16 protein-coding genes and 2 pseudogenes are annotated in these 21116 nt (G+C 71.3%); 9 read left to right on the forward strand and 9 right to left on the reverse strand.

What is annotated here, in order from left to right; translation table 11 throughout:
* The first annotated feature begins 16 nt into the window (after positions 1–16).
* The 4 genes from GRC12_RS06210 to GRC12_RS06225 are packed head-to-tail and all read left to right on the forward strand — an operon-like array spanning position 17 to position 3868.
* Positions 17–760 carry a glycosyltransferase family 2 protein gene (locus tag GRC12_RS06210; RefSeq protein ID WP_308286486.1) on the forward strand — a complete coding sequence of 248 codons (744 nt, stop codon included), beginning with the start codon at positions 17–19 and terminating at the stop codon, positions 758–760.
* Positions 757–2052: a glycosyltransferase gene (locus GRC12_RS06215; RefSeq protein ID WP_244372096.1), complete on the forward strand. Its 1296-nt coding sequence runs from the start codon at positions 757–759 to the stop codon at positions 2050–2052. Before GRC12_RS06210 ends, GRC12_RS06215 begins: the two co-directional genes overlap by 4 nt.
* Before the next feature lie 35 nt (positions 2053–2087).
* Complete coding sequence (locus GRC12_RS06220) at positions 2088–3056, forward strand: glycosyltransferase family 2 protein (RefSeq protein WP_244372098.1); 969 nt, start codon at positions 2088–2090, stop codon at positions 3054–3056.
* Positions 3053–3868 (forward strand): polysaccharide deacetylase family protein, encoded by an 816-nt coding sequence (locus GRC12_RS06225; RefSeq protein ID WP_208778055.1) that lies wholly within the window; start codon positions 3053–3055, stop codon positions 3866–3868. The genes GRC12_RS06220 and GRC12_RS06225 overlap by 4 nt, the downstream gene beginning before the upstream one ends.
* 138 nt (positions 3869–4006) lie before the next feature.
* On the opposite strand, the gene GRC12_RS06230 is transcribed toward GRC12_RS06225, so the two are convergent.
* Positions 4007–5275 carry a glycoside hydrolase family 16 protein gene (locus tag GRC12_RS06230; RefSeq protein WP_208778056.1) on the reverse strand — a complete coding sequence of 423 codons (1269 nt, stop codon included), beginning with the start codon at positions 5273–5275 and terminating at the stop codon, positions 4007–4009.
* Positions 5276–5648: 373 nt separating this feature from the next.
* Between GRC12_RS06230 and GRC12_RS06235 the strand changes: the two genes are divergently transcribed.
* Complete coding sequence (locus tag GRC12_RS06235; RefSeq protein ID WP_208778057.1) at positions 5649–6701, forward strand: dTDP-glucose 4,6-dehydratase; 1053 nt, start codon at positions 5649–5651, stop codon at positions 6699–6701.
* Positions 6698–8482 (forward strand): glycoside hydrolase family 15 protein, encoded by a 1785-nt coding sequence (locus GRC12_RS06240; protein WP_208778058.1) that lies wholly within the window; start codon positions 6698–6700, stop codon positions 8480–8482. The genes GRC12_RS06235 and GRC12_RS06240 overlap by 4 nt, the downstream gene beginning before the upstream one ends.
* Here the strand turns inward: GRC12_RS06240 and GRC12_RS06245 are convergent.
* The 8 genes and pseudogenes from GRC12_RS06245 to iolC form a co-directional block, all read right to left on the reverse strand.
* On the reverse strand, positions 8418–11603 hold the full coding sequence (locus GRC12_RS06245) for a putative bifunctional diguanylate cyclase/phosphodiesterase (protein WP_244372100.1): 3186 nt from the start codon (positions 11601–11603) through the stop codon (positions 8418–8420). The genes GRC12_RS06240 and GRC12_RS06245 overlap by 65 nt on opposite strands.
* A 33-nt stretch (positions 11604–11636) precedes the next feature.
* A complete protein-coding gene (galE, locus tag GRC12_RS06250; protein WP_208778059.1) occupies positions 11637–12674 on the reverse strand; it encodes a UDP-glucose 4-epimerase GalE in 1038 nt (345 codons plus the stop codon).
* Positions 12675–12790: 116 nt separating this feature from the next.
* Positions 12791–13576 (reverse strand): GntR family transcriptional regulator, encoded by a 786-nt coding sequence (locus GRC12_RS06255; RefSeq protein ID WP_208778060.1) that lies wholly within the window; start codon positions 13574–13576, stop codon positions 12791–12793.
* A 103-nt stretch (positions 13577–13679) separates the two neighbouring features.
* Positions 13680–13892 (reverse strand): annotated as a pseudogene (locus tag GRC12_RS06260) (aldehyde dehydrogenase family protein); the annotation flags it as partial.
* A 29-nt stretch (positions 13893–13921) separates the two neighbouring features.
* Positions 13922–15799, reverse strand: a complete 1878-nt coding sequence (gene iolD, locus GRC12_RS06265; protein ID WP_208778061.1) for a 3D-(3,5/4)-trihydroxycyclohexane-1,2-dione acylhydrolase (decyclizing) — start codon at positions 15797–15799, stop codon at positions 13922–13924.
* The gene (gene iolB / locus GRC12_RS06270; RefSeq protein WP_208778062.1) at positions 15799–16689 is read right to left on the reverse strand and encodes a 5-deoxy-glucuronate isomerase; all 891 of its coding nucleotides are present in this window, start codon (positions 16687–16689) and stop codon (positions 15799–15801) included. The genes iolD and iolB overlap by 1 nt, the downstream gene beginning before the upstream one ends.
* 34 nt (positions 16690–16723) lie before the next feature.
* Positions 16724–17602, reverse strand: coding sequence for a Cgl0159 family (beta/alpha)8-fold protein (locus GRC12_RS06275; RefSeq protein ID WP_208778063.1), 879 nt, complete (start codon positions 17600–17602; stop codon positions 16724–16726).
* A gap of 13 nt (positions 17603–17615) precedes the next feature.
* A complete protein-coding gene (gene iolC, locus GRC12_RS06280; RefSeq protein ID WP_208778064.1) occupies positions 17616–18596 on the reverse strand; it encodes a 5-dehydro-2-deoxygluconokinase in 981 nt (326 codons plus the stop codon).
* Positions 18597–18881: 285 nt separating this feature from the next.
* Between iolC and GRC12_RS06285 the strand changes: the two genes are divergently transcribed.
* From GRC12_RS06285 to GRC12_RS45365, 3 genes and pseudogenes are all read left to right on the forward strand, one after another.
* On the forward strand, positions 18882–19901 hold the full coding sequence (locus tag GRC12_RS06285; RefSeq protein WP_208778065.1) for a sugar ABC transporter substrate-binding protein: 1020 nt from the start codon (positions 18882–18884) through the stop codon (positions 19899–19901).
* 5 nt (positions 19902–19906) lie between these two features.
* Positions 19907–20977, forward strand: coding sequence for an ABC transporter permease (locus GRC12_RS06290; protein WP_208778066.1), 1071 nt, complete (start codon positions 19907–19909; stop codon positions 20975–20977).
* A gap of 4 nt (positions 20978–20981) precedes the next feature.
* Positions 20982–21116, forward strand: a pseudogene (locus tag GRC12_RS45365) (sugar ABC transporter ATP-binding protein); the annotation flags it as partial.

Below are 21116 nucleotides of genomic sequence, written 5' to 3' on the forward strand. Positions count from 1 at the left end.
GCGGAGGTGCGAGATCGTGTACAGCGACTGGATCACCAGCAGCGGGGGCAGGCAGGGGGCCACGGTGAGCCTGGTCGTTCCGGCGCTCAACGAGGCCCGGAACATCCCCTGGGTCTTCGAGCAGATCCCGGCGTGCGTGGACGAGGTGATCCTCGTCGACGGGGACTCCAGCGACGCGACGGTCCCCATGGCCCGGCACTGCCTGCCCGCCGTGCGCTTCGTCCGGCAAAGCGGCCCGGGCAAGGGCAACGCCCTGCGGGCGGGCTTTCTCGCGGCGACCGGCGACAACGTGGTGATGATGGACGCCGACGGCAGCATGTCGCCGACCGAGATCCCCCACTACCTGCACTTCCTCCAGAACGGTTACGACTTCGTCAAGGGCTCCCGGTTCGTCGAGGGCGGCGGCTCCCTGGACATCACCCCCATCAGGCGGCTGGGCAACCAGATGCTGCTGGCGGCTGTCAACCGGCTCTACCACGCGTCCCTGACCGACCTGTGCTACGGCTTCTGCGCCTTCCGCAGAAGCTTCCTCGACCAGTTGGACCTGCACGCCACCGGATTCGAGATCGAGACCGAGATGATCGTGCATGCCCTGCGTTCCGGGCTGCGCATCGCCGAGGTCCCCAGCCTCGAACTGCCCCGGCGCAACGGCCGTTCCAACCTGCACGCCATCACGGACGGCCGCCGGGTGCTGCGAACCCTGATCTCGGAGCGGCCGGGTGCGCACTCCTCCGCCGCGGGTGTGCGCACCGCGTCATGACCTCCGTCGCGGTGCGTCCCACCGGTGTCGGGTACGGAATCCGTGTCGTCGACGTCGACCTGGGGCGCCCGGGCGAACTCCGTTCCCCCGCCGGTCCGTTGCCGTCGGAACCGCAGGGGCCGGTGCGCGCCCTCGTACGACTCCACGGCCATCCGCTGGGCATGGTCGACACGGTGAACGCCTCCGGCCCCGGCGGCCTGTGGCGAGCGGTCAGCCGAGCGGCGCACGGGGAGCTGGCGGAACAGCTCGCCCGGCATCAGGAGGCGGACCGGGCGCAGGCGTCCGGCGCCCGCACCGCCGCGTGGCCCCCCTGCCAGGCCGCGAGGCGCCGCGCGCTGGGGCGGGCGCCCTTCATCAGCGTGGTCGTGGCCACCCACGACCGCCCGGAGCAACTGCGCCACTGCCTCCGTTCCCTGCTGCGGCAGGACTACCCCCGGTTCGAGATCGTCGTCGTCGACAACGACCCGGCCGACGACGCGGCCGAGGCCCTGATCCGCCGGCAGTTCCGTGGGCAGGTCCGCTACGTCCGCGAACCCGTCGCCGGACTGGCCCGGGCCCACAACCGGGGACTCGCCCACACTGACGGATCGGTCGTCGCCTTCACGGACGACGACACGCTCGTCGACTCCGGATGGCTCGCCGCCCTGGCCGAGACGTTCGTGGGCGAACCGCGAGCCGGCTGTGTCACCGGACTGATCGTCCCCGCCGAACTGGAGACGCCGGCACAGGCCGCGCTGGAACGCCAGGGAGGCTTCGCCAAGGGCTGCACGCCGTGCGCATGGTCACTGTCGCAGCCGCCGGCCGACCCGCTCTTCCCCTTCACCGCCGGGCGTTTCGGCTCCGGCGCCAACATGGCCTTCCGGGCCGGCGTACTGCGCTCCCTGGGCGGTTTCGACACCGCCACCGGCGCCGGAACCCCTGCGCGCGGCGGTGACGATCTGCTCGCCTTCTTCGAGGTCCTGAGCGCAGGTCACACTCTGGCCTACCAGCCGGATGCCATCGTCTGGCACCGGCACCGCCGGACACCGGACGCCGTGACCGCCCAGGCCTTCGGATACGGGGCCGGACTCACCGCCTACCTCACAGCGGCGATGGCGGGCGATCCGCGCAGGCTGCCTGCCTTGCTGCGCAGGCTCCCCGGTGGCATCCGCCACGCCATGCTCCGATCGCGTGCGCGCGGCGCCGACCCCGAGGCCGGCTGGTCACGACGCCTCGCACTCCTGGAATTGCGCGGAATGGCGTACGGACCCTTCGGCTATCTGCGCGGACGTCTCACCGGCGACCGCTCCTGACTCCGCACTCCGATCGGACCGGACAAGAGGTCCTCATGAACGACGCGATGCCCCCCTCCCGCCCCTCCGTCACCCTGTCGGTCGTCGTCTGCGCCTACACCCTCGAGAGGTGGGACGACCTGCGGGCCGCCGTCACCTCGGTGCGGAACCAGCACAACCCCCCGGACGAGATCGTGCTGGTCGTCGACCACTGCCGGCCGCTGTACGAGCGGGCGTCGAGGGAGCTGCCGGGTGTCCGGGTGGTGCCCAGCAGTGGCCCCCGCGGCCTGTCCGGGGCCCGCAACACGGGCGTCGCGGTCTCGCACGGCGACGTGGTCGCCTTCCTCGACGACGACGCGGCGGCGGAACCGGAATGGACCGACCGTCTGCTGGCACCGTACGACGACCCGAGGGTGGTCGGAGTGGGGGGACTGGTCAGGCCGCGCTGGTCCACCCATCGTCCTGTGTGGTTCCCGCCGGAGTTCGACTGGGTGGTGGGCTGCTCGTACCGGGGACTGCCCGAACGGACCGCTCCCGTGCGCAACTTCATCGGGGCCAACATGTCCTTCCGCAGAACGGAGCTGCTCGCGGTCGGCGGATTCCTCGACACTCTGGGCAGGGTGAGCGACCGGCCGACCGCGGGCTGCGAGGAGACGGATCTGTGTCTGCGCATCACTGCCCGCCGACCTGACGCCGTCCTGCTGTACGAGCCGGCGGCGGCGGTGCGCCACCGTGTCCCCGAGGCCCGTACCCGGTGGTCGTACTTCCGGTCTCGCTGCTACGGCGAGGGACGGTCCAAGGCGCTGGTGGCGCGGTACGACGGCAGCGGGCCGGCCCTGACCAGTGAGCGCGCCTACCTGCGCTCCACCATTCCGCGCGCCCTGGTCAGAAACCTGCGACGGACGGGGCGTCCCGGTGCCGTGCGCACTCTGGGGGCGCTGTCCGCGGGGGTCTGCGCGACCGGCACCGGCTACCTCGTCGGACGGCTCCGTTCCTCGGGGACACGGGATGCGGGCAGCTCATGAACGCCATACCCGTCTTCCTCTATCACGCCGTGTCCGACGACCCACCGTCATGGCTCGCGCCGTTCACGGTGACTCCTCGCGCGTTCGTGGAACAGCTGGACATGATCGCCGACAGCGGTCTGCGCCCGGTCCCGCTGAGGCAGTTGGTGGCGGCTCTCCTCGGAGGGCCCCAGCCACCGCGCCGGTCCGCCGTGCTGACCTTCGACGACGGATACGCGGACTTCGCCTCGACGGTGGCTCCGCTGCTCCACGCCAGGGGACTGCCGGCCACGCTGTATGTCACCACCGGCGCCCTGGGGGTCCCCGGACAGCGCTCGCGCCGCGGACCCTTTCCGGCGGTCGAGATGCTGAGTTGGGCCCAGGTCCGGGAACTGGACGCGGCCGGATTCGAGATCGGCGGTCACAGCAGGACGCATCCGCAACTCGACACCCTGCCGCGGAAGGCCGTGCGGGAGGAAGTCGGCGGATGCAAGCGGGAGCTCGAGGACGCCCTCGGTCACGCCCTCGACGCGTTCGCCTACCCGCACGGCTACTCGAGCAGCCGCGTCCGCGCGCTGGTGGGGGAGTCGGGATGGACCTCCGCTGCCGCCATCCGAGCCGCTTCGGCCCTCAGCTCGCTCCGGGACGACCCGTTGTGGTTCGCCCGGCTCATGGTGCGGGCCGACACGAGCCGGGAGCGCTTCGGACAGTGGACCCGTGGCGAGGGCGCCCCCGTCGCGCCGTTCGCCGAGGGCATGCGCACCCGGGGATGGCGGGCGTACCGTCGGTTGAGGGCCTCGGTGGGGCGACCGTACCGGGCTCTTCCGGCGTGACCGGACCGGTGACGGCACCGACAAAGGCGCGGTCAGCGGTCCGTGCCCGCGACGACGCCGTGGGCGACCCTGCGAGGGGGCGCGGAGCGGTGCCGGCCCGCGGGAGGCGGGCCGGCGTCCGGGAAGGTGCCGGGTCGGTCAGTGCTGCCAGACCTTCACGTAGTCGACCATCATGTCGGCCGGGACCTGGGTGGGTCCGCCGTGCGTGGAGCTGACGGCGTTGTTGAGAATCAGGTACATCGGAGCGGACGTGATCCCGGTCGTGATGCGTCCGACCTGCTTGCCGTCGTAGTAGTACGTGACCGAGCCCGGCGCCCATTCAGCGCCGTAGGTGTGCCATCCGGTGTACGAGCCGGAGGCGCAGCCGCCCGGACCGCCGGCCGGGGAATGGAAGTGGTAGCAGGCCGAGCCGCCCAGCCCCTCCATGACGTCCATCTCCCCGTCGGTGGGCCAGTTCTGCCCGTCGGTCCAGAAGGCGGGCCAGTTCGCGATCTGAGTACCGGACGCGGGGGTGTAGATACGGGCTTCGAAAGCACCGTAGGTGAACTGGGCCTTGCCGTTGCTCTCGACCAGGCCGGAGACGTACGGATAGGTCGTGCCGTTGACCGTCGCCGACTGCTGGACGGCCTTCAGATGGAGATTTCCGCCGCTGACGCTCACCTGCGAGGGCGAATAGGCGGAAAGTTCGCCGGAGTTGACGGGCTTGGTGGTGCAACCGGAACAACCGAGCCAGTTCGGGTTCCACTTCGAGCCGTCGAGACTCGTGCCGTTGAATTCGTCGTCGAATACGTTGCGCCACGTCCCCGGAACGCCGAGCGGCGCGTCGGAGGTCGAGGAAGAGGCCGTGGGTGTGGATGTGGCTGTGCGTGTGGCGGTCGGCGTCGGCGTGGGAGTCGGTGTCGAGACGGTGGGGGAAGGGGAGGCCGTCACCGTCGGTGTTCCTGACGGCGTGGAGGCCGAACCGCCTTCGGCGGTGAAGGAATTCACCGGAGAAAGGCGGTACCAGATGCCGTGCAGCTTGTAGGACACGAAATACGTGTACGTGCCGGCGGGGAACGCGCGACTGCCCGAGGTGTAGGTGGTGGGCGACGTGCTGAGGGTGGCCGGGGCGGCGCCGGGGAAGTCGAAGGCTCCACCGCCGGCGGAACGCGCGGCTACGGCAAGGGCCTGCACCTTGATCGTTTTTGTGGCGTGCACCCTGGTGGTGGCCTTGAGTTGCCCGTCCGGCGTCGCGGAGACGGACAGGGAGTCGACGACGATCGGCGCCGTCGACGCCTTGGCCTGTGCCGCTTGGACGAGTGCGCCGCCGGCGAGGACGGCGGTGGCGAGCAGAAGACCGCCCGCCTTTGTGCGCGCGGCAAACGGGCGGCGGTGTCGCGCAATGACAGCTGTGTGTTTTGTCGGCATGTACGGTGTGACCCTTTCGCCCCCCAGGCTTCGGCAGTTGAGCCTGCGCATGCGCGAAGCAATGGCGGGCTGAACGGTCATGGACTCTGCGCGAGGCGGATTTCATGCGCAAGGGGCGTTCCGCGTCGAAGCATGCCGATATTTCGCGGAAATGCTTGTGGTTTCCCCGAGTTGCAGATGCCCGGCCGGTTCCAGTGACGTCTGACACACCGGAGGATAATTCGGTCAAAGGTACTGAATCGCCCCGCGCGGCGTGCAGTTGGAAGGCGTCGGCAATGGTCTGTCGGGCGGGGTTGACTCGACGGGATTCCGGGCGGATGATTTACGTATACGGTGTAAACATACGCACTAAAGATCAATCCGGGCGGTGATCATGACGCGGAACAGGACCATCCTCCCCACCCGCATCCTCGTCACCGGCGGAGCCGGTTTCATCGGCTCGCACTACGTCCGTACGATGCTGGGTCCCGGCGGCCCCCCGGATGTCGCGGTGACCGTTCTCGACAAGCTCACCCGGGCCGGAAACCCCGCCAACCTGGACGACGTCCGTCACGCGCGGGGCTTCTCCTTCGTCCGCGGCGACATCTGCGACCGGGACCTCGTCGACGCGTTGGCCGCGGCGCACGACCAGGTGGTGCACTTCGCCGCCGGCGCTCCCGCCGTCCGCACGAACGTCCTGGGGACGCAGACCCTGCTGGAGGCGGCGCTGCGGCACGGGCTGCGCAGGTTCGTCCATGTCTCCTCCGCCGAGGTCTACGGCTCCGTGCGCGCCGGCTCCTGGCCCGAGACCGCCCCCCTGCGGCCCAACTCGCCCTACGCCGCCTCCAGGGCGGCGTCCGACCTGCTGGCGCTGGCGTACCACCGCACCCACGGCATCGACGTGCGGGTGGTCCGGTGCTCGACCAGCTACGGGCACCATCAGTTCCCCGAGCGGGTCGTCCCGCTGATCATCACCCACGTCCTGCAGGACAGCCCCGTGCCGCTGTACGGCAACGGGCTCACCGTCCGTGACTGGATCCACGTCGACGACCAGGTGCGCGGCATCGAACTGGTCCGCAGGGGCGGACGCCCGGGCGAGGTCTACAACGTCGGCGCCGGCGACGAACTCTCCCACCGGGAGCTCGCCGGGCTGGTGCTGGGCGTCTGCGGGGCCGACCGGGGGATGGTCCGGTTCGTCGACGACGGCCGGAGCGGCGGCGACCACCGCCGCTCGGTCGACTGCACGAAGATCCGCACGGAGCTCGCGTTCGCGCCCCGCAAGGACCTGGTCACGGGCCTGGAGGAGACGGTCGACTGGTACCGGACGCACCGCTCCTGGTGGGAGCCGCTGCTGCGGCCCGCCTCCGCGCGCCGGTGCGGCCACGGGCGCGGCGACTCCGAGCGGTGCGACTCCGAGCGGTGCGATTACGAGCGGCTTCCGTCATGAACGCGCCCATCGAGGACTACGCCCTCATCAGCGACCTGGAAACCGCCGCCATGGTCGGCCGGGACGGATCGGTCGACTGGTTGTGCCTGCCCCGGTTCGACTCGCCGGCCTGTCTCGCCGCGCTCGTGGGCACCCGGGACAACGGGTTCTGGCGGGTGGCACCCGTCGCCGGCGGCCGGTGTGCCCGCCGGACCTATCGCGGGGACACCCTGATCCTGGAAACGGAGTGGCACGGCGCGACCGGCGCCGTGCGGGTCGTCGACTTCATGCCCCCGCGCACGCAGTCGCCGTGCCTGGTCCGCATGGTGGAGGGCCTGTGGGGCCGGGTGACCGTGCGCAGCGAACTCCGGCTGCGCTTCCACCAGGGCCGTGTGCTGCCGTGGATCCGGGTCGGCGAGTCCGGCACGGTCGCGGTCGCCGGTCCTGACGCCGTCTGGCTGCATGCCGACGGGCCGGTGCACGGGCCCGACCGGGCGGACCGGACGGTGCACGACTTCGTGGTCACGGCCGGCCGCAGGATCGCCCTGACGCTCGTCTGGTCCCCGTCGCACCTGACCGAGCCGCCCCCACCGCTGTACGTTCCGGCGGAGACGGCGCTGAAGGAGACCAGTCAGTTCTGGCGACGCTGGAGCGCCCGGTGCCGCTACGCCGGACCGTGGCGCGAGGCGGTGATGCGCTCCCTGATCACCCTCAAGGCGCTCACGTACGCCCCCACGGGCGGCGTCGTCGCGGCACCGACCACGTCGCTTCCCGGCTGCGTGGGAGGAGAGCGCAATTGGGACTACCGGTACTGCTGGCTGCGCGACTCCACCGTCACCCAGTCGTGTCTGCTGCGCAGCGGCTACCGGGAGGAGGCCACGGCCTGGCTGGACTGGCTCGTACGGGCCGTCGCGGGTGACCCGGACCATCTGCAGACCGTCTACGGCGTCGAGGGCCAACGGCTCCTGACGGAGACCGAGGCGCCGTGGCTGACCGGTTACGAGGGTTCGCGGCCGGTCCGGTTCGGGACCGCGATGACTCAGTTCCAGCTCGACGTGTACGGCGAGGTCATGGACACGCTCTGGCTGTCGCTGCGCGCCGGGATCCCCATGCCGGCCCATGTGTGGGACCTGGTGGAGGTGCTCATGGGCCACCTCGAGCGGCACTGGCGCCGGCCGGACCAGGGGATGTGGCAGGTGCGGGGAGCGCGCAGACAGTTCGTCCACTCCAAGGTCATGGCCTGGGTGGCCGCCGACCGTGCCGTGCGCATGGGGGTGCTGCTCGGCAGGAACGGCTCCTCCGGTGTGTGGCGGGCCATGCGCGACGAGGTCCACCGGGACGTCTGCCGCAAGGGGTGGGACGGCGGGCAGCGGTCCTTCGTGCAGTTCTACGGCTCCTCGGCCCTCGACGCCTCGGCGCTGCTGATCCCCCGCCTCGGCTTCCTGCCCGCCGGTGACGAGCGGGTGCGCGGCACCGTGCGCGCCATGCGGCGGCTGGACCACGGAGGGTTCGTGCGCCGGTACGCCGCCGAGCACACGCCGGACGGCATCCGCGACCCCGAGGGAACGTTCGTGTCGTGCTCCCTGTGGTACGCCCAGAGCCTCGCCGCGACCGGACATCCGCGACAGGCCCGGGAGGTCTTCGAACGGGTCCTCGCCATCCGCAACGACGTCGGTCTGCTCGCCGAGCAGTGGGACCCGGACGCGGGCCGCCAGCTGGGCAACGCGCCGAAGGCGTTCAGCCACGTCGCGCTGGTGGAGACGGCGTTCGCCCTGTCGTCCCTCGCCCCGACCCGTCGCTGAGGTTGCCCCCGTCGCTGAGGGTCCCCGACCCGTCGGACCCGTCGCTGAGGGCGCGTCCGTCAAGCACCACGGCAGCCCCCTCCTGCGCCGTCATCGGACGCGCGAACAGGAAACCCTGTCCGTACCGGCAGCCCATGGCGGTCAGCAGCTGGCGCTGCCGCGACACCTCGACGCCCTCCGCGATCACCTGCACCTCGAGCGTGCCGGCGAGGCGGACGATCCCCTCGACGAGTTTGAGCTGCCGGGCGTCCTCGGGGATGTCGTCGATGAACGACTTGTCGATCTTGAGGACGTCCACGGGGAAGTCGTGCAGATAGCGCAGCGAGGAGAACCCGGTGCCGAAGTCGTCCACGGCGATGCGCACACCGAGGTCCCTGAGCTCCCGGACGAGCTCGTCGATCTGCTCGTCCCGTCGCATCAGCACCGACTCCGTGAGTTCCAGCTGCAGTGAGCCCGGGGCCAGACCCGACGTGTCCAGGGCGCGGGAGACCTCGTCCACGAAGCCCTGCTCCTGCCACTGACGTCCGGAGACGTTCACGCTGACGTACGGCGGCGCCGGCCGCCCGACCTCGTGCTGCAGCCGGGCCATGTCGGCGGCGGCGCTGCGCAGCACCCAGGCGCCCAGCGGCGTGATGTGCCCGGTCTCCTCGGCGAGCGGGATGAACTGGCTGGGCGGTACGGGCCCGTGCCGGTGGTGCGGCCAGCGGGCCAGCGCCTCGAAGCCGACCACCTCGTCCGTGACGAGGTCCACCACGGGCTGGTACAGCAGCGCGAACTCGTCCCGGGCGATCGCGTCGTCCAGCCGCACCCGCAGATCCTGGCGCTGCGTCATGCGGGTCCGCAGCTGGGGCCGGAAGCGGCGCCACTGGCGCTTGCCCGCCGCCTTCGCCGCGTACAGGGCCACGTCGGCGAGGGCCAGCAGTTCCTGGGCGTCCGTGGTGTCGAGAGCGGTGGCCACGCCCACGCTGGCGGAGACGTTCACGGTCTCGCCGGACAGCCGGAAGGGCCGGCTCAGGGTCTGGATGACCTGCGCAGCCAGCAGTTCGGCGTCCAGCGGCAGCTTGGCGTCCTCCATCAGCACCGCGAACTCGTCGCCGCCGAGCCGTGCCGCCGTGTCGGTACGGCGCAGCGTCCCCTCCAGCCGCTCGCCGACCGCCTTCAGGAGCTGGTCGCCGCAGGAGTGTCCCAGGGTGTCGTTGACGTTCTTGAAGTCGTCCAGGTCGATGAAGAGCAGACAGGTCAGCGCGGGTTCGCGTCGCCCGCGCAGCAGCGCGCGGTGGGTCCGCTCCAGCAGCAGCGTGCGGTTGGGCAGGCCGGTCACCGGGTCGTGGAAGGCCCGCTGGGTCAGTTCCTGCTGCAGCCGGCGCTGTTCGGTCACGTCCCGCAGGGTGACGACCAGTCCGCCCACGGTCTCGTCCCGCCGCAGGTCGCGGCAGCGCACCTCCACCTCGATGTGGCCGCCTCCGCGCAGCACCCGCCAGTGGTCGTGGCTCTCCCGGCGCGCGTCGCCGTCCGGCGCCATAAGGGTGCTCTCCACCCGGTCGCGGTCCCGGGGGTCCACCAGTTCCCGCAGCGCCGTGCCGGTCAGGGCGGCGCTGCCCAGGACGGCCTCGGCGGAGGGGCTGGCGTACCGCACGGTCGTGTCGTCGTTGACGATCAGGATGACGTCCGAGGCGCTGCGGACCAGCGTGCGGAAGTACGCCTCGCTCTCCCGGTGCACGATCTCCCGGCGCAGGGCGATACGGTCCGCGGCCAGTCCCGCGTGCGAGGCGAGGATCTCCACGGAGCCGCGCACGTCGGCGAGCCGGCGCTCCGGTCCCGCGGCCACCAGCATGCTCGGGAGGTCGTCGCCGGCCCTGCGGTCGGGCTGGCCGACGGCGCACACCAGGGCGTTCGGCAGCTCGCCGAGAGCGGGGGCGAGGTCCGGACCGAGCCGGTCGGCGGGGACCAGGCGGCAGCCGTGGCGAGGGCCGCCCCGCGGGGCCCCGGGAGCCTCCGCGCCCGCGAGGAGCTCGTGGAGGCGCCGGGACCGTCCGGGCGGCACGAGCAGGGTCATATGGGGAACGTCCGGCCCCACCAGGGCCGTGACCGCCGTGTCGCAGGCCCGCGCGATCTCGCCCGGAGCCATGGCCGCCACGAGGGAGGCGGTCGCCGCGCGCAGCGCATGCTCGCGTGACACCGCCTTGCGGTGGGCGACGACCATGCCCGCGAGCCGCAGGATGACCAGCAGGAACAGCATGGCCGAGAACGTGGCCAGCACGGTGGCGTGGCGCACGGTGCCCGTCCGCTCCTCGATGACCAGGATGCCGGGTGCGATCAGCGTGGCGACGGTCAGTACGACGAGCCTGCGCCACTGCGGCCGCAGGGACTCCGCCCGGGGCTCCGGATCGGTCAGCCGGGCCATCGAGGGGTGCAGGCCGGCCAGCCCCCAGGTCAGGTAGAAGACGATCCAGCCGGCGTCCAGCAGGGTGTCGGGCGGCTGGCTCTCGTCGAGCCGCAGGATCCCGTAGGTGATGTCGAAGGCGAGCAGCGTCAGCATGCCCAGACCGAGCAGTTGCACGGCACGGTTGTGCAGGGTGCCCGGGGCGGCCGCGAGCAGCCGGACGAGCATGGCCAGCAGCAGGAGGTCGCCCAGCGGGTAGGCGAGGCTGATCGCGCGCTGCTGCCAGGTGAGCCCGTCCAGCGCGGCGAGCGGCTGCACCAGGTAGATCCACACCGGCAGGCCCAGCCCGGCGGTGACGATCAGGGCGTCCAGCACACTGGGCAGGTCCCGGCGGCCACAGCTGTACCGGACGAGGCCGGACAGTCCCGCGGCGAAGAGGGGGTACACCGCCAGGTAGCAGGCGTCCGCCGGAGAGGGGTCCAGCGCCCGGAAGTACTGGTCCTGCACGTCGTAGTACGTGTCACCCGCGATGAACACCAGCAGGCCGGCGGCGAGGGCCAGCCACGGCCAACTGCGCGCGGGACGGTGCAGTCGCACGCCGGTGAGGACGGCCACGGCGCTGCCCAGGCCGATGAGGGCCTCGACCACGACATGCGCGTCGGCGAGGGTCATGGAGACACAGGTCAGACCCGCCACGACGACGGTGTAGACGGTCATCGACCGGTGGGTCCGCGTCATCGGCACACGCCTCCGGGCGGGAACCTCCCCGGATCACCGGGAACAGTCCGCGTAGCCATGGGGATTGAGCTGCTGGAACCGCCAGGCGTCCCGGCACATGTCGGTCAGGTCACGGGTGGGCCGCCAGCCCCAGGCCCGGGTGACGGCGCTCGCGTCGGTGACCAGTCCGGCGACGTCGCCGGGACGGCGCGGACCGATCCGGTACGGCACCTGCGCACCGCACACCTCGGAGAAGACGGCGACCACGTCCAGAACCGAACTGCCCTGCCCCAGGCCGATGTTGTACACCCGCATGCCGGGGGCGCCGACGAGGTGGTCGAGCGCCACGCGGTGCGCCTCGACGGTGTCCATGACGTGGATGTAGTCGCGGATCGCGGTGCCGTCGGGGGTGGGGTAGTCCCCGCCGTGGATGTCCACCAGGTTCTGGCGGCCGGCGGCGGTCCGGGCCACGGAGGGCATCAGGTTCTCGGCTCCGCCCGGCGGGTCCTCGCCGAGCAGCCCGCTGGGGTGCGCGCCGGCCGGATTGGCGTACCGCAGGCACAGCACCGTGTACTCGGGGCAGCGGCGGCAGACGTCCGCCAGGATCTGCTCGCACAGCCACTTCGAGGCCGCGTCCGGCGTGACCGGCCGGGCGGGGGTGGCCTCGTCGAGCAGACCGGGGCCGGCGTCGCCGTAGACCCCGCAGGAGGAGGCGAACACCAGGCGGTGCACACCGTGCTCGTGCATGGTCGACAGCAGGGCGGTGGTGCCGCCGACGTTGGTGTCGTAGCACTCGACGGGCCGCTTCAGGGACCCGCTCGGGGACTTGACGGCGGCCAGGTGCACCACGGCGTCCACGGAGTGCCGGGTGAAGACGGACGACAGGGCGTGCCGGTCCCGGATGTCCAGTTCGTAGACGGTGCCGACGAAACGGCCGGCGATCCGCTCGACCCGGGAGAAGACCTGCGGCGTGCTGTTGGAGTAGTCGTCGACGACGATCAGCTCGTAGCCGTGGTCCAGCAGGTCGACGCACGTGTGACTGCCGATGAAGCCCGCCCCACCGGTGACCAGGACTGTTGACGGTGCGCTCATGGGCGCTCGGCCCTTCGTAGGCATCGTACATTTACGATGTATCCATACGATTGTTCCGGCCCGCCCCCGGTCAGTCAAGGGCGGACGGGCCTCGGACGGGCCCGCCGTCCTGCCCCCTACGCCCGCACGAGCAGCTGGAAGTCGAACGCGTAGCGCGACGCCCGGTAGATGTGCGTGCCGTACTCGACGGGGCGGCCCGTGTCGTCGTACGCCGTGCGCTGCATGGTCAGCAGGGCGGCGCCCTCCTTCTCGTCGAGGCGGCCGGCCTCCTCGGCGGTGGCGGAGCGGGCGCCGATGCTCTGGTGGGCGCTGTGCAGGGTGATGCCGGCGGTGCGCATCATCCGGTACAGGCCGGTCGACTCCAGCCGCTCGGTGTCGAGTGCGAGGAGGGCCGCCGGGAGGTGGTTGGTGAGCAACGCGACCGGCTGGCCGTGCGTCAGGCGCAGCCGCTCCAGCGCGATCACCTCGCTGCCCTCCGCGACGCCGAGCGCGGCCGCCACGTCGGCGCAGGCCGCCTCGCGCTCGTTGCGCACCACGCGCGTGGTCGGGCCCTGGCCGGCCGCCTCCAGGTCGTCGTAGAGGCTGGAGAGCTCCAGCGGGCGCTTGACCTGGCTGTGCACCACCTGGGTGCCGACACCCCGGCGGCGCACCAGCAGACCCTTGTCGACCAGGGACTGGATGGCCTGCCGGACCGTGGGTCTGGACAGCCCCAGACGGGTCGACAGGTCGATCTCGTTGCCCAGGAGGTTGCCCGGGGCGAGCGCCCCGTGCTCGATCGCCGCCTCCAACTGCTGCGCGAGCTGGTAGTAGAGCGGTACCGGGCTGCCCCGGTCCAGCGCGAAGTCCAGGGATTCGAGCGCGGGAGCGGTCGCGGCACGGGTTGCGCCACGGGTCCTCGCCATGGACGCACCTCCCTCCGATGAGTCTGACGTGACGTCAGGAGTGGCTGGGGAAACCGAGGTTGATGCCCGAGTCGGCCGGGTCCGGCCAGCGCGTGGTGATCACCTCGAACAGCACCGCGGTGCGCCCGGCCAGCGAGGAGGTGCCCCAGGTCTCGAACGCGGCCTTCGCGGAGGCGACGGCGGCGTCCACCTCGTCGACGGTCGCGAAGCCGACCTGCTTCTCCTGCGCGCCGGTCGCCGGGTCGTAGACGGCGCCGAAGCGGCCGGAGGCGGACTCGACCGGCTTGCCGCCGATCCAGTGGGTGATGGTCTTCATGGGGCACGGGCCTTTCACGGGGCGGGGGTTCACAGGTGGCGGCGCTGGCCGGCGACCTGGCGGTCGTACTCCTCGCGGGCCCGTAGGGCGGCCTCGCGGGAGGCGGTCGCGGCGACCGGCACGTCCCACCAGGCCTCCGCCGGGGGAGCGGTGGCGGTGGCGGTGTCGGTCTCGACGTACACGCAGGTCGGGCGGTCGGAGGCGCGGGCCGCGGCGAGCGCCTCGCGCAGTTCGCGGACCGTCTTGGCGCGCAGGACGTCCATGCCGAGGCTGCCCGCGTTGGCGGCCAGGTCGACGGGGAGCGGGGCACCGGAGAAGGTGCCGTCGGCGGCCCGGTAGCGGTAGGCGGTGCCGAAGCGCTCGCCGCCGACGGACTCGGACAGGCCGCCGATCGAGGCGTAGCCGTGGTTCTGGATGAGGACCAGGTTGACCGGCAGGCCCTCCTGGACGGCGGTGACGATCTCCGTCGGCATCATCAGATACGTGCCGTCACCGACCAGCGACCAGACGGGGGTGCCGGGGGCGGCCTGCTGGACGCCGATGCCGGCCGGGATCTCGTAGCCCATGCACGAGTAGCCGTACTCCAGGTGGTACTGGCGCCGGCTGCGGGCCCGCCACAGCTTGTGCAGATCGCCCGGGAGCGAACCGGCCGCGTTGATCACCACGTCCTCGTCACCGACGACCGCGTCCAGGGCGCCGAGCACCTGGGTCTGGGTCGGGACGGCGCTGTCGTCGGGGGCGGTGAAAGCAGCCTCGACGACCTGCTCCCAGCGTTCCTTTCCGGCGCGGTACTCGTCCTCGTAAACCCGGTTCACACGATGACCGGCCAGCGCCTCCGTCAACGCCGCGAGCCCGGCGCGCGCGTCGCAGACCACCGTGCGGGCGGCCAGCTTGTGCGCGTCGAAGGCCGCGATGTTGAGGTTGACGAAGCGGACGTCCGGCCGCTGGAAGAGCGTGTTGGAGGCGGTCGTGAAGTCCGTGTACCTGGTCCCCACACCGATCACCAGATCGGCCCCGCGCGCGATGTCGTCGCTGACCGCCGTGCCGGTGTGGCCGATGCCGCCGAGGTCGGCGGGGTGGTCGTGGCGCAGCGAGCCCTTGCCCGCCTGGGTCGAGGCGACCGGGATGCCGGTCGCGTCCACCAGCGCCTTCAGCGCGTCCTCGGCCCGGCTGTGGTGGACGCCGCCGCCCGCGACGATCAGCGGACGCTGGGCGCCCCTGATCGCCGCCACCGCCTGGGCCAGCTCCTGCGGATCGGGGGCGGGACGCCGTACGTGCCACACGCGCTCGGCGAAGAACTCCTCCGGCCAGTCGTACGCCTCGGCCTGGACGTCCTGCGGCAGGGCCAGGGTGACCGCGCCGGTCTCCACCGGGTCGGCGAGGACGCGCATGGCGTTCAGCGCGGAGGGGATCAGGGCCTCGGGGCGGGTGACGCGGTCGAAGTACCGGGAGACCGGGCGCAGGGTGTCGTTCACCGACAGGTCCGCCTCCACCGGGTGCTCCAGCTGCTGCAGCAGCGGGTCTGCGACGCGGGTGGCGAAGTAGTCGCCGGGCAGCAGCAGGACCGGGAGGCGGTTGACGGTGGCGAGGGCGGCACCCGTGACCAGGTTGGTGGCGCCGGGGCCGATGGAGGTGGTGACCGCCTGCGCGGAGAGCCGGTCCAGCTGGCGGGCGTGGGCGACGGCCGCGTGCACCATCGCCTGCTCGTTGCGGCCCTGGTGGAACGGCATGGTGTCCTCGCCCGCCTCCAGCAGGGCCTGGCCGAGGCCGGCGACGTTGCCGTGGCCGAAGATGCCCCAGGTGCCGGCGATCAGCCGCTGTCGTACGCCGTCGCGCTCGGTGTACTGGGCGGACAGGAACCGCACCAGGGCCTGGGCGACGGTCAGGCGGCGGGTGGGGGTGTTCATCAGGACTTCTCCGGTGCCGTGTAGAGGGGGAGGCGGGGGTCGACCGGCCGGCCGGCCCAGGTGTCGCGGATCCAGGCGTGATCGGGGTGGTCGCAGATCAGCCAGGCGCGCTCGGGCTCGGGGCCCGCCATGACGTTGAGGTAGTACATGTGGTGGCCGGGCACGGCCATGGACGGTCCGTGCCAGCCGTCGGGGATCAGTACGACGTCGCCGTCGCGGACCTCGGCCAGGACGTCGGTGCCCCGACCGTGTCCGGAGGGGGAGACACGCTGGTAGCCGAGGCCGGGGATGCCGTCATGGCCCGCGAACTCGAAGTAGTAGACCTCTTCGAGGACGGACTCCTCGCCCGGCCGGTGCTCGTCGTGCTTGTGCGGCGGGAACGACGACCAGTTGCCGCCCGGCGTGATCACCTCGACGGCGATGAGCTTGTCGCACTCCAGGACGCCTGCCGCGCCGAAGTTGTTGACCTGCCGGGAGCAGTTGCCGGTGCCGCGCAGCTCCACCGGAACCGAGGAGGCCGGCCCGTAGCGGGCGGGCAGCCGGCGGGTACAGCGCGCGCCGGTGAGGGCGAACCGTCCGCCGCCGGCGCTCGTGACGGTCGTACGGGCGTCACGCGGCACGTAGGCGAAGTCGCTGACCGCGCTGAACACGCTCTCGCGGCCGGTGAGTTCGAAGGTGTCGTGGCCGAAGTCGTCGTCGGACGTCACCGTGCAGCCGCCGCTGAGCGGCAGCACGATCCACTCGCTCTCGCCGGTGTTGAAGGAGTGCGTGCCGCCCGGCGGCAGCTCCAGCACGCGCAGGCTGGAGTAGCCCCAGCCGGCCTTCTCGGGGGTGACGTCCACGACGTAGGGGCCGCCGAGGGCCTTTCCGGCGGGAAGGTGGTAGGTCATAGGGCACTCCTCGTCCGTGTCATGACAGCCGGGGTCACAGCAGCCCGACAGCCGTGTCCACCGCGTTCTCCACGCTGCCGTCGGCCGGGTAGAGCAGCGACCGGCCGACGACCATCCCCAGCACCGTCGGCAGCCTGAGCGCCTTGCGCCAGCGCTCGTAGGCGCCCTCCTGGTCCTCGCCCACCTCGCCGCCGAGCAGGACCGTCGGCAGGGTGGAGGTCTCCAGGACCTCGCCCATGGCGTCCGGGTCCTCGGTGACGGGCAGCTTCAGCCAGGTGTAGGCGGAGGTGCCGCCGAGGCCCGAGGCGATGGCGATGGACTTCGTGACGGCCTCGGCGGACAGGTCGTTGTGGACCCTGCCGTCGATCCGGTGGGAGACGAACGGCTCGACGAACAGCGGCAGCCGGCGCTCCGCCATGGCGTCGATCGCGCGGGCGGTGGACTCCAGCGTGGTCAGCGAGCCCGGGTCGGCGTAGTCGATGCGCAGCAGCAGCTTGCCCGCGTCGAAGCGGAGGCGGGCGATGTCCTCGGCGCGGTGGCCGGTGAAGCGGTCGTCCAGCTCGAAGGCGGCGCCCGCGAGGCCCCCGCGGTTCATGGAGCCCATGACAACCTTGTCGTCGAGCACGCCGAGCAGCAGCAGGTCCTCCAGGATGTCGGCGGTGGCCAGCACCCCGTCGACGCCGGGCCGGGACAGCGCCACGCACAGGCGCTCCAGCAGGTCCCTCCGGTCCGCCATGGCGAGGGGGCGGCCGCCGACGCCGAGGGCGCCGCGAGCCGGGTGGTCGGCGGCCACGATCATCAGGCGGCCGCTGACGCCGAGCAGCGGCCGGCGCCTGCGCCGCGCGGCCGCCTCGGCGATCGCCTCGGGGTGCCGGACCCGGACCGAGACGAGGCCGGGGATGCTGAGGGTCAAGGAAGGCTCCGTTTCAGGCGACAGTGGCTCGCGCCAGCAGGTCTTCGACCTCGGCCGCGGTGGGCATCGCGGCGGAGCAGGCGAGGCGGGAGGCGACCAGGGCCCCGGCCGCGCCCGCGTACCGCATGGTTTCGGCCAACTCCCATCCGGACAGCAGACCGTGCACCAGCGCACCGCCGAAGGCGTCGCCCGCGCCGAGTCCGTTGGCCACCTCCACCGGGACCGGCGGGATCTCGGCGGTGGTGCCGTCACGGTGCACCGCCAGCACGCCCTCGGAGCCCTGCTTGACGACGGCCAGCCGCACCCCGGCCGCGAGCAGCGCCTCGGCGCAGGCCCTCGGTTCGCGCACGCCGGTGGCGACCTCGCACTCGTCGAGGTTGCCGACCGCGACGGTGGCGTGCCGCAGGGCCTCCGCGTAGTAGGGCCGGGCTTCCCCGGGGTCCTTCCAGGCTGTGTCACCCCAAAGCCGCGGCCGCCAGTCGAGGTCGAAGACGGTGACGCCGGTCCTGCCGCGGGCCTTCAGGGCGGCCAGCGTGGCGGAGCGGCTGGGCTCCTCGCTCAGGCCGGTGCCGGTGATCCAGAAGACGCGGCTCGCCCGAATGGCGAAGAAGTCCAGGTCCCCGGTGTGTATCTCCAGGTCAGGGGCCTTAGGCTGCCGGTAGAAATAAAGAGGGAAGTCGTCCGGCGGAAAGATCTCGCAGAAGGTCACCGGTGTCGGGTACGCGGCGACGGGCGCGACCCAGCGGTCGTCGACGCCGAACTCCTTCAGCGCCTGGTGCACAAAGACGCCGAAGGGGTCGTCCCCGGTGCGGGTGATCACCGCGGTGGACCGGCCGAGCCGGGCGGCGGCGACCGCGACGTTCGCGGCCGAACCGCCGAGGAACTTGCCGAAGGTCTCGACCCGCGGCAGGGCCACACCCGACTGCAGGGGGTAGAGATCCACCCCGATACGGCCCATGGTGATCAAGTCGAAGGGCGGGGCTGACTCGGCCATGTGTGCTCCTCGGACGGGACTGGGGACGCGGGTCCCAAGGGGCCTGCCGCCTCCCAGGTGTAGGCCCCGACCGAGGGCGCTGTCAATAGTTTGTACTTACATTCGGACTAGCTCGTGAAATGATGTCTTAACAAAGTATTGACAGCGGGCGCGGCCGGGGGTTTGATCCCGTCCCAGCGCAACCGCCGCGTTTGCGGCGGACGACCCGAACATGCCAAGATCCCGGGCTCTGGATCTTCGAGATCCCTTCCTTTCCCCCGAAAGCACAGTGAGGTGCCAGGAAAGATGGACCGCTCTTCTCACCCCCGCTCCCGCAGACTCGTACCCGTCGTCGCGGTGGCTGCGGCGGCTGCCCTGACCCTCGCCGGCTGCTCCAGCAGTTCCGGGGGCAAGAAGTCCGAGGACAACGGCGCGGCGGCCTCCGCCGGCAAGGCCACCACCCCCCGCATGACCGTCGCGCTGGTCACGCACCAGTCGCCCGGCGACACCTTCTGGGACATCGTCCGCAAGGGTGCCGAGGCGGCCGCGGCCAAGGACAACATCAAGCTGATCTACTCCGCCGACCCGAACGCGGGCAACCAGTCCAACCTGGTGCAGAACGCGATCGACCAGAAGGTGGACGGGATCGCGGTCACCCTCGCCAAGCCGGACGCCCTCAAGGCCGTCATCGCCAAGGCCAAGTCGTCCAACATTCCGGTGGTCGGCCTCAACTCCGGCGTGAGCGACTGGAAGAAGCTCGGTCTGATGGAGTTCTTCGGCCAGGACGAGACGGTGGCCGGTGAGGCCTTCGGCAAGAAGCTCAACGCGCTCGGCGCCAAGCACGCCGTCTGTGTCGTCCAGGAGCAGGGCAACATCGGTCTGACCCAGCGCTGCGACGGCCTGAAGAGCACCTTCTCCGGCAAGACCGAGGTCCTCAACGTCAACGGCACGGACATGCCGTCCGTGAAGTCGACCATCACCGCCAAGCTGAAGCAGGACACCTCCATCGACTACGTCGCCACGCTCGGCGCGCCCTTCGCGCTGACCGCGGTGCAGTCGGTGTCGGACGCCGGCTCCAAGGCGAAGGTCGCCACCTTCGACCTCAACAAGGACCTCACCACCGCCATCAGCAAGGGCACGATCCAGTTCGCGGTGGACCAGCAGCCGTACCTGCAGGGCTACCTGGCGATCGACTCGCTGTGGCTCTACAAGAACAACGGCAACTACAGCGGCGGCGGTGAGCAGCCCGTGCTGACCGGCCCGGCCTTCGTCGACAAGTCCAACGTCGCCCAGGTCGCGCAGTTCGCCGCGAAGGGCACCAGGTGACGAGTATGACCCAGCACGCCGAGCCGGCGGTGAAGACACCGCCGGCCCCCGGCCCCAAGGAGACCGACGGCCGGACGGCCGAACGTCCCCTGGCCGTACGCCTGTTGGCCCGGCCCGAGGTGGGTGTGTTCCTCGGCGCCGTGGCGGTCTACGTGTTCTTCCTGATCGCCGCCCCGCCGGTGCGCGAGGCCAGCGCCATGGCGAACATCCTCTACCAGTCGTCCACTCTCGGCATCGTGACCATCCCGGTCGCCCTGCTGATGATCGGCGGTGAGTTCGACCTGTCGTCCGGCGTCGGCGTGATCACCTCCGCGCTGACCGCGAGCATGACGGCCTACCAGCTGACCCTCAACGTCTGGGTCGGCGTCGTCGCCGCGCTGATCGTGTCCCTGGCCATCGGCTTCTTCAACGGCTGGATGGTCGTCAAGACCGGTCTGCCCAGCTTCCTGGTCACCCTGGGCACCTTCCTGATCCTCCAGGGCGTCAACCTCGCGGTGACCAAGCTGGTCACCGGCAACGTCGCCACCGACGACATCAGCGACATGGACGGCTTCAACACGGCCAAGGACGTCTTCGCCTCCAGCTTCGACATCGGCGGCGTGCAGGTGAAGATCACCGTGTTCTGGTGGCTGCTGTTCGCGGCGATCGCCACCTGGGTGCTGCTGCGCACCAGGTACGGAAACTGGATCTTCGCGGTCGGCGGCAACAAGGACTCCGCGCGGGCCGTCGGTGTCCCCGTGGCCTTCACCAAGATCTCCCTGTTCATGCTGGTCGGCTTCGGCGCCTGGTTCGTCGGCATGCACCAGCTGTTCTCGTTCAACACCGTCCAGTCCGGTGAGGGTGTCGGCATCGAGCTGATCTACATCTCCGGCGCGGTGATCGGCGGCTGTCTGCTGACCGGCGGCTACGGCTCCGCCATCGGCCCGGTCTTCGGCGCGTTCATGTTCGGCATGGTGCAGCAGGGCATCGTGTACGCCGGCTGGAACCCCGACTGGTTCAAGGCCTTCCTCGGCGTCATGCTGCTCGGCGCCGTCCTGATCAATCTGTGGGTCCAGCGCACCATGACCCGGAGGTGACCCGATGACAGACAACGGAACCGGAACCCACGGAGCGATCCTCGCGGACACCCCGCCGGAGGGCGGGGACACCCCGATCGTCGAGCTACGAGGCGCCGGCAAGTCCTACGGCAACATCCGCGCCCTGCACGGCGTCAGC

Source organism: Streptomyces griseorubiginosus, from assembly GCF_017614965.1.
Classification (GTDB): Bacteria; Actinomycetota; Actinomycetes; order Streptomycetales; family Streptomycetaceae; genus Streptomyces; species Streptomyces griseorubiginosus_B.

Bases quoted from the DNA above. Each gene is read 5' to 3' on its own strand.
- GRC12_RS06215 (WP_244372096.1), top strand. From the start codon at position 757: ATGACCTCCGTCGCGGTGCGTCCCACCGGTGTCGGGTACGGAATCCGT.
- GRC12_RS06220 (WP_244372098.1), top strand. From the start codon at position 2,088: ATGAACGACGCGATGCCCCCCTCCCGCCCCTCCGTCACCCTGTCGGTC.
- GRC12_RS06225 (WP_208778055.1), top strand. From the start codon at position 3,053: ATGAACGCCATACCCGTCTTCCTCTATCACGCCGTGTCCGACGACCCA.
- GRC12_RS06230 (WP_208778056.1), bottom strand. From the start codon at position 5,275: ATGCCGACAAAACACACAGCTGTCATTGCGCGACACCGCCGCCCGTTT.
- GRC12_RS06235 (WP_208778057.1), top strand. From the start codon at position 5,649: ATGACGCGGAACAGGACCATCCTCCCCACCCGCATCCTCGTCACCGGC.
- GRC12_RS06240 (WP_208778058.1), top strand. From the start codon at position 6,698: ATGAACGCGCCCATCGAGGACTACGCCCTCATCAGCGACCTGGAAACC.
- GRC12_RS06245 (WP_244372100.1), bottom strand. From the start codon at position 11,603: ATGACGCGGACCCACCGGTCGATGACCGTCTACACCGTCGTCGTGGCG.
- galE (WP_208778059.1), bottom strand. From the start codon at position 12,674: ATGAGCGCACCGTCAACAGTCCTGGTCACCGGTGGGGCGGGCTTCATC.
- GRC12_RS06255 (WP_208778060.1), bottom strand. From the start codon at position 13,576: ATGGCGAGGACCCGTGGCGCAACCCGTGCCGCGACCGCTCCCGCGCTC.
- iolD (WP_208778061.1), bottom strand. From the start codon at position 15,799: ATGAACACCCCCACCCGCCGCCTGACCGTCGCCCAGGCCCTGGTGCGG.
- iolB (WP_208778062.1), bottom strand. From the start codon at position 16,689: ATGACCTACCACCTTCCCGCCGGAAAGGCCCTCGGCGGCCCCTACGTC.
- iolC (WP_208778064.1), bottom strand. From the start codon at position 18,596: ATGGCCGAGTCAGCCCCGCCCTTCGACTTGATCACCATGGGCCGTATC.
- GRC12_RS06285 (WP_208778065.1), top strand. From the start codon at position 18,882: ATGGACCGCTCTTCTCACCCCCGCTCCCGCAGACTCGTACCCGTCGTC.
- GRC12_RS06290 (WP_208778066.1), top strand. From the start codon at position 19,907: ATGACCCAGCACGCCGAGCCGGCGGTGAAGACACCGCCGGCCCCCGGC.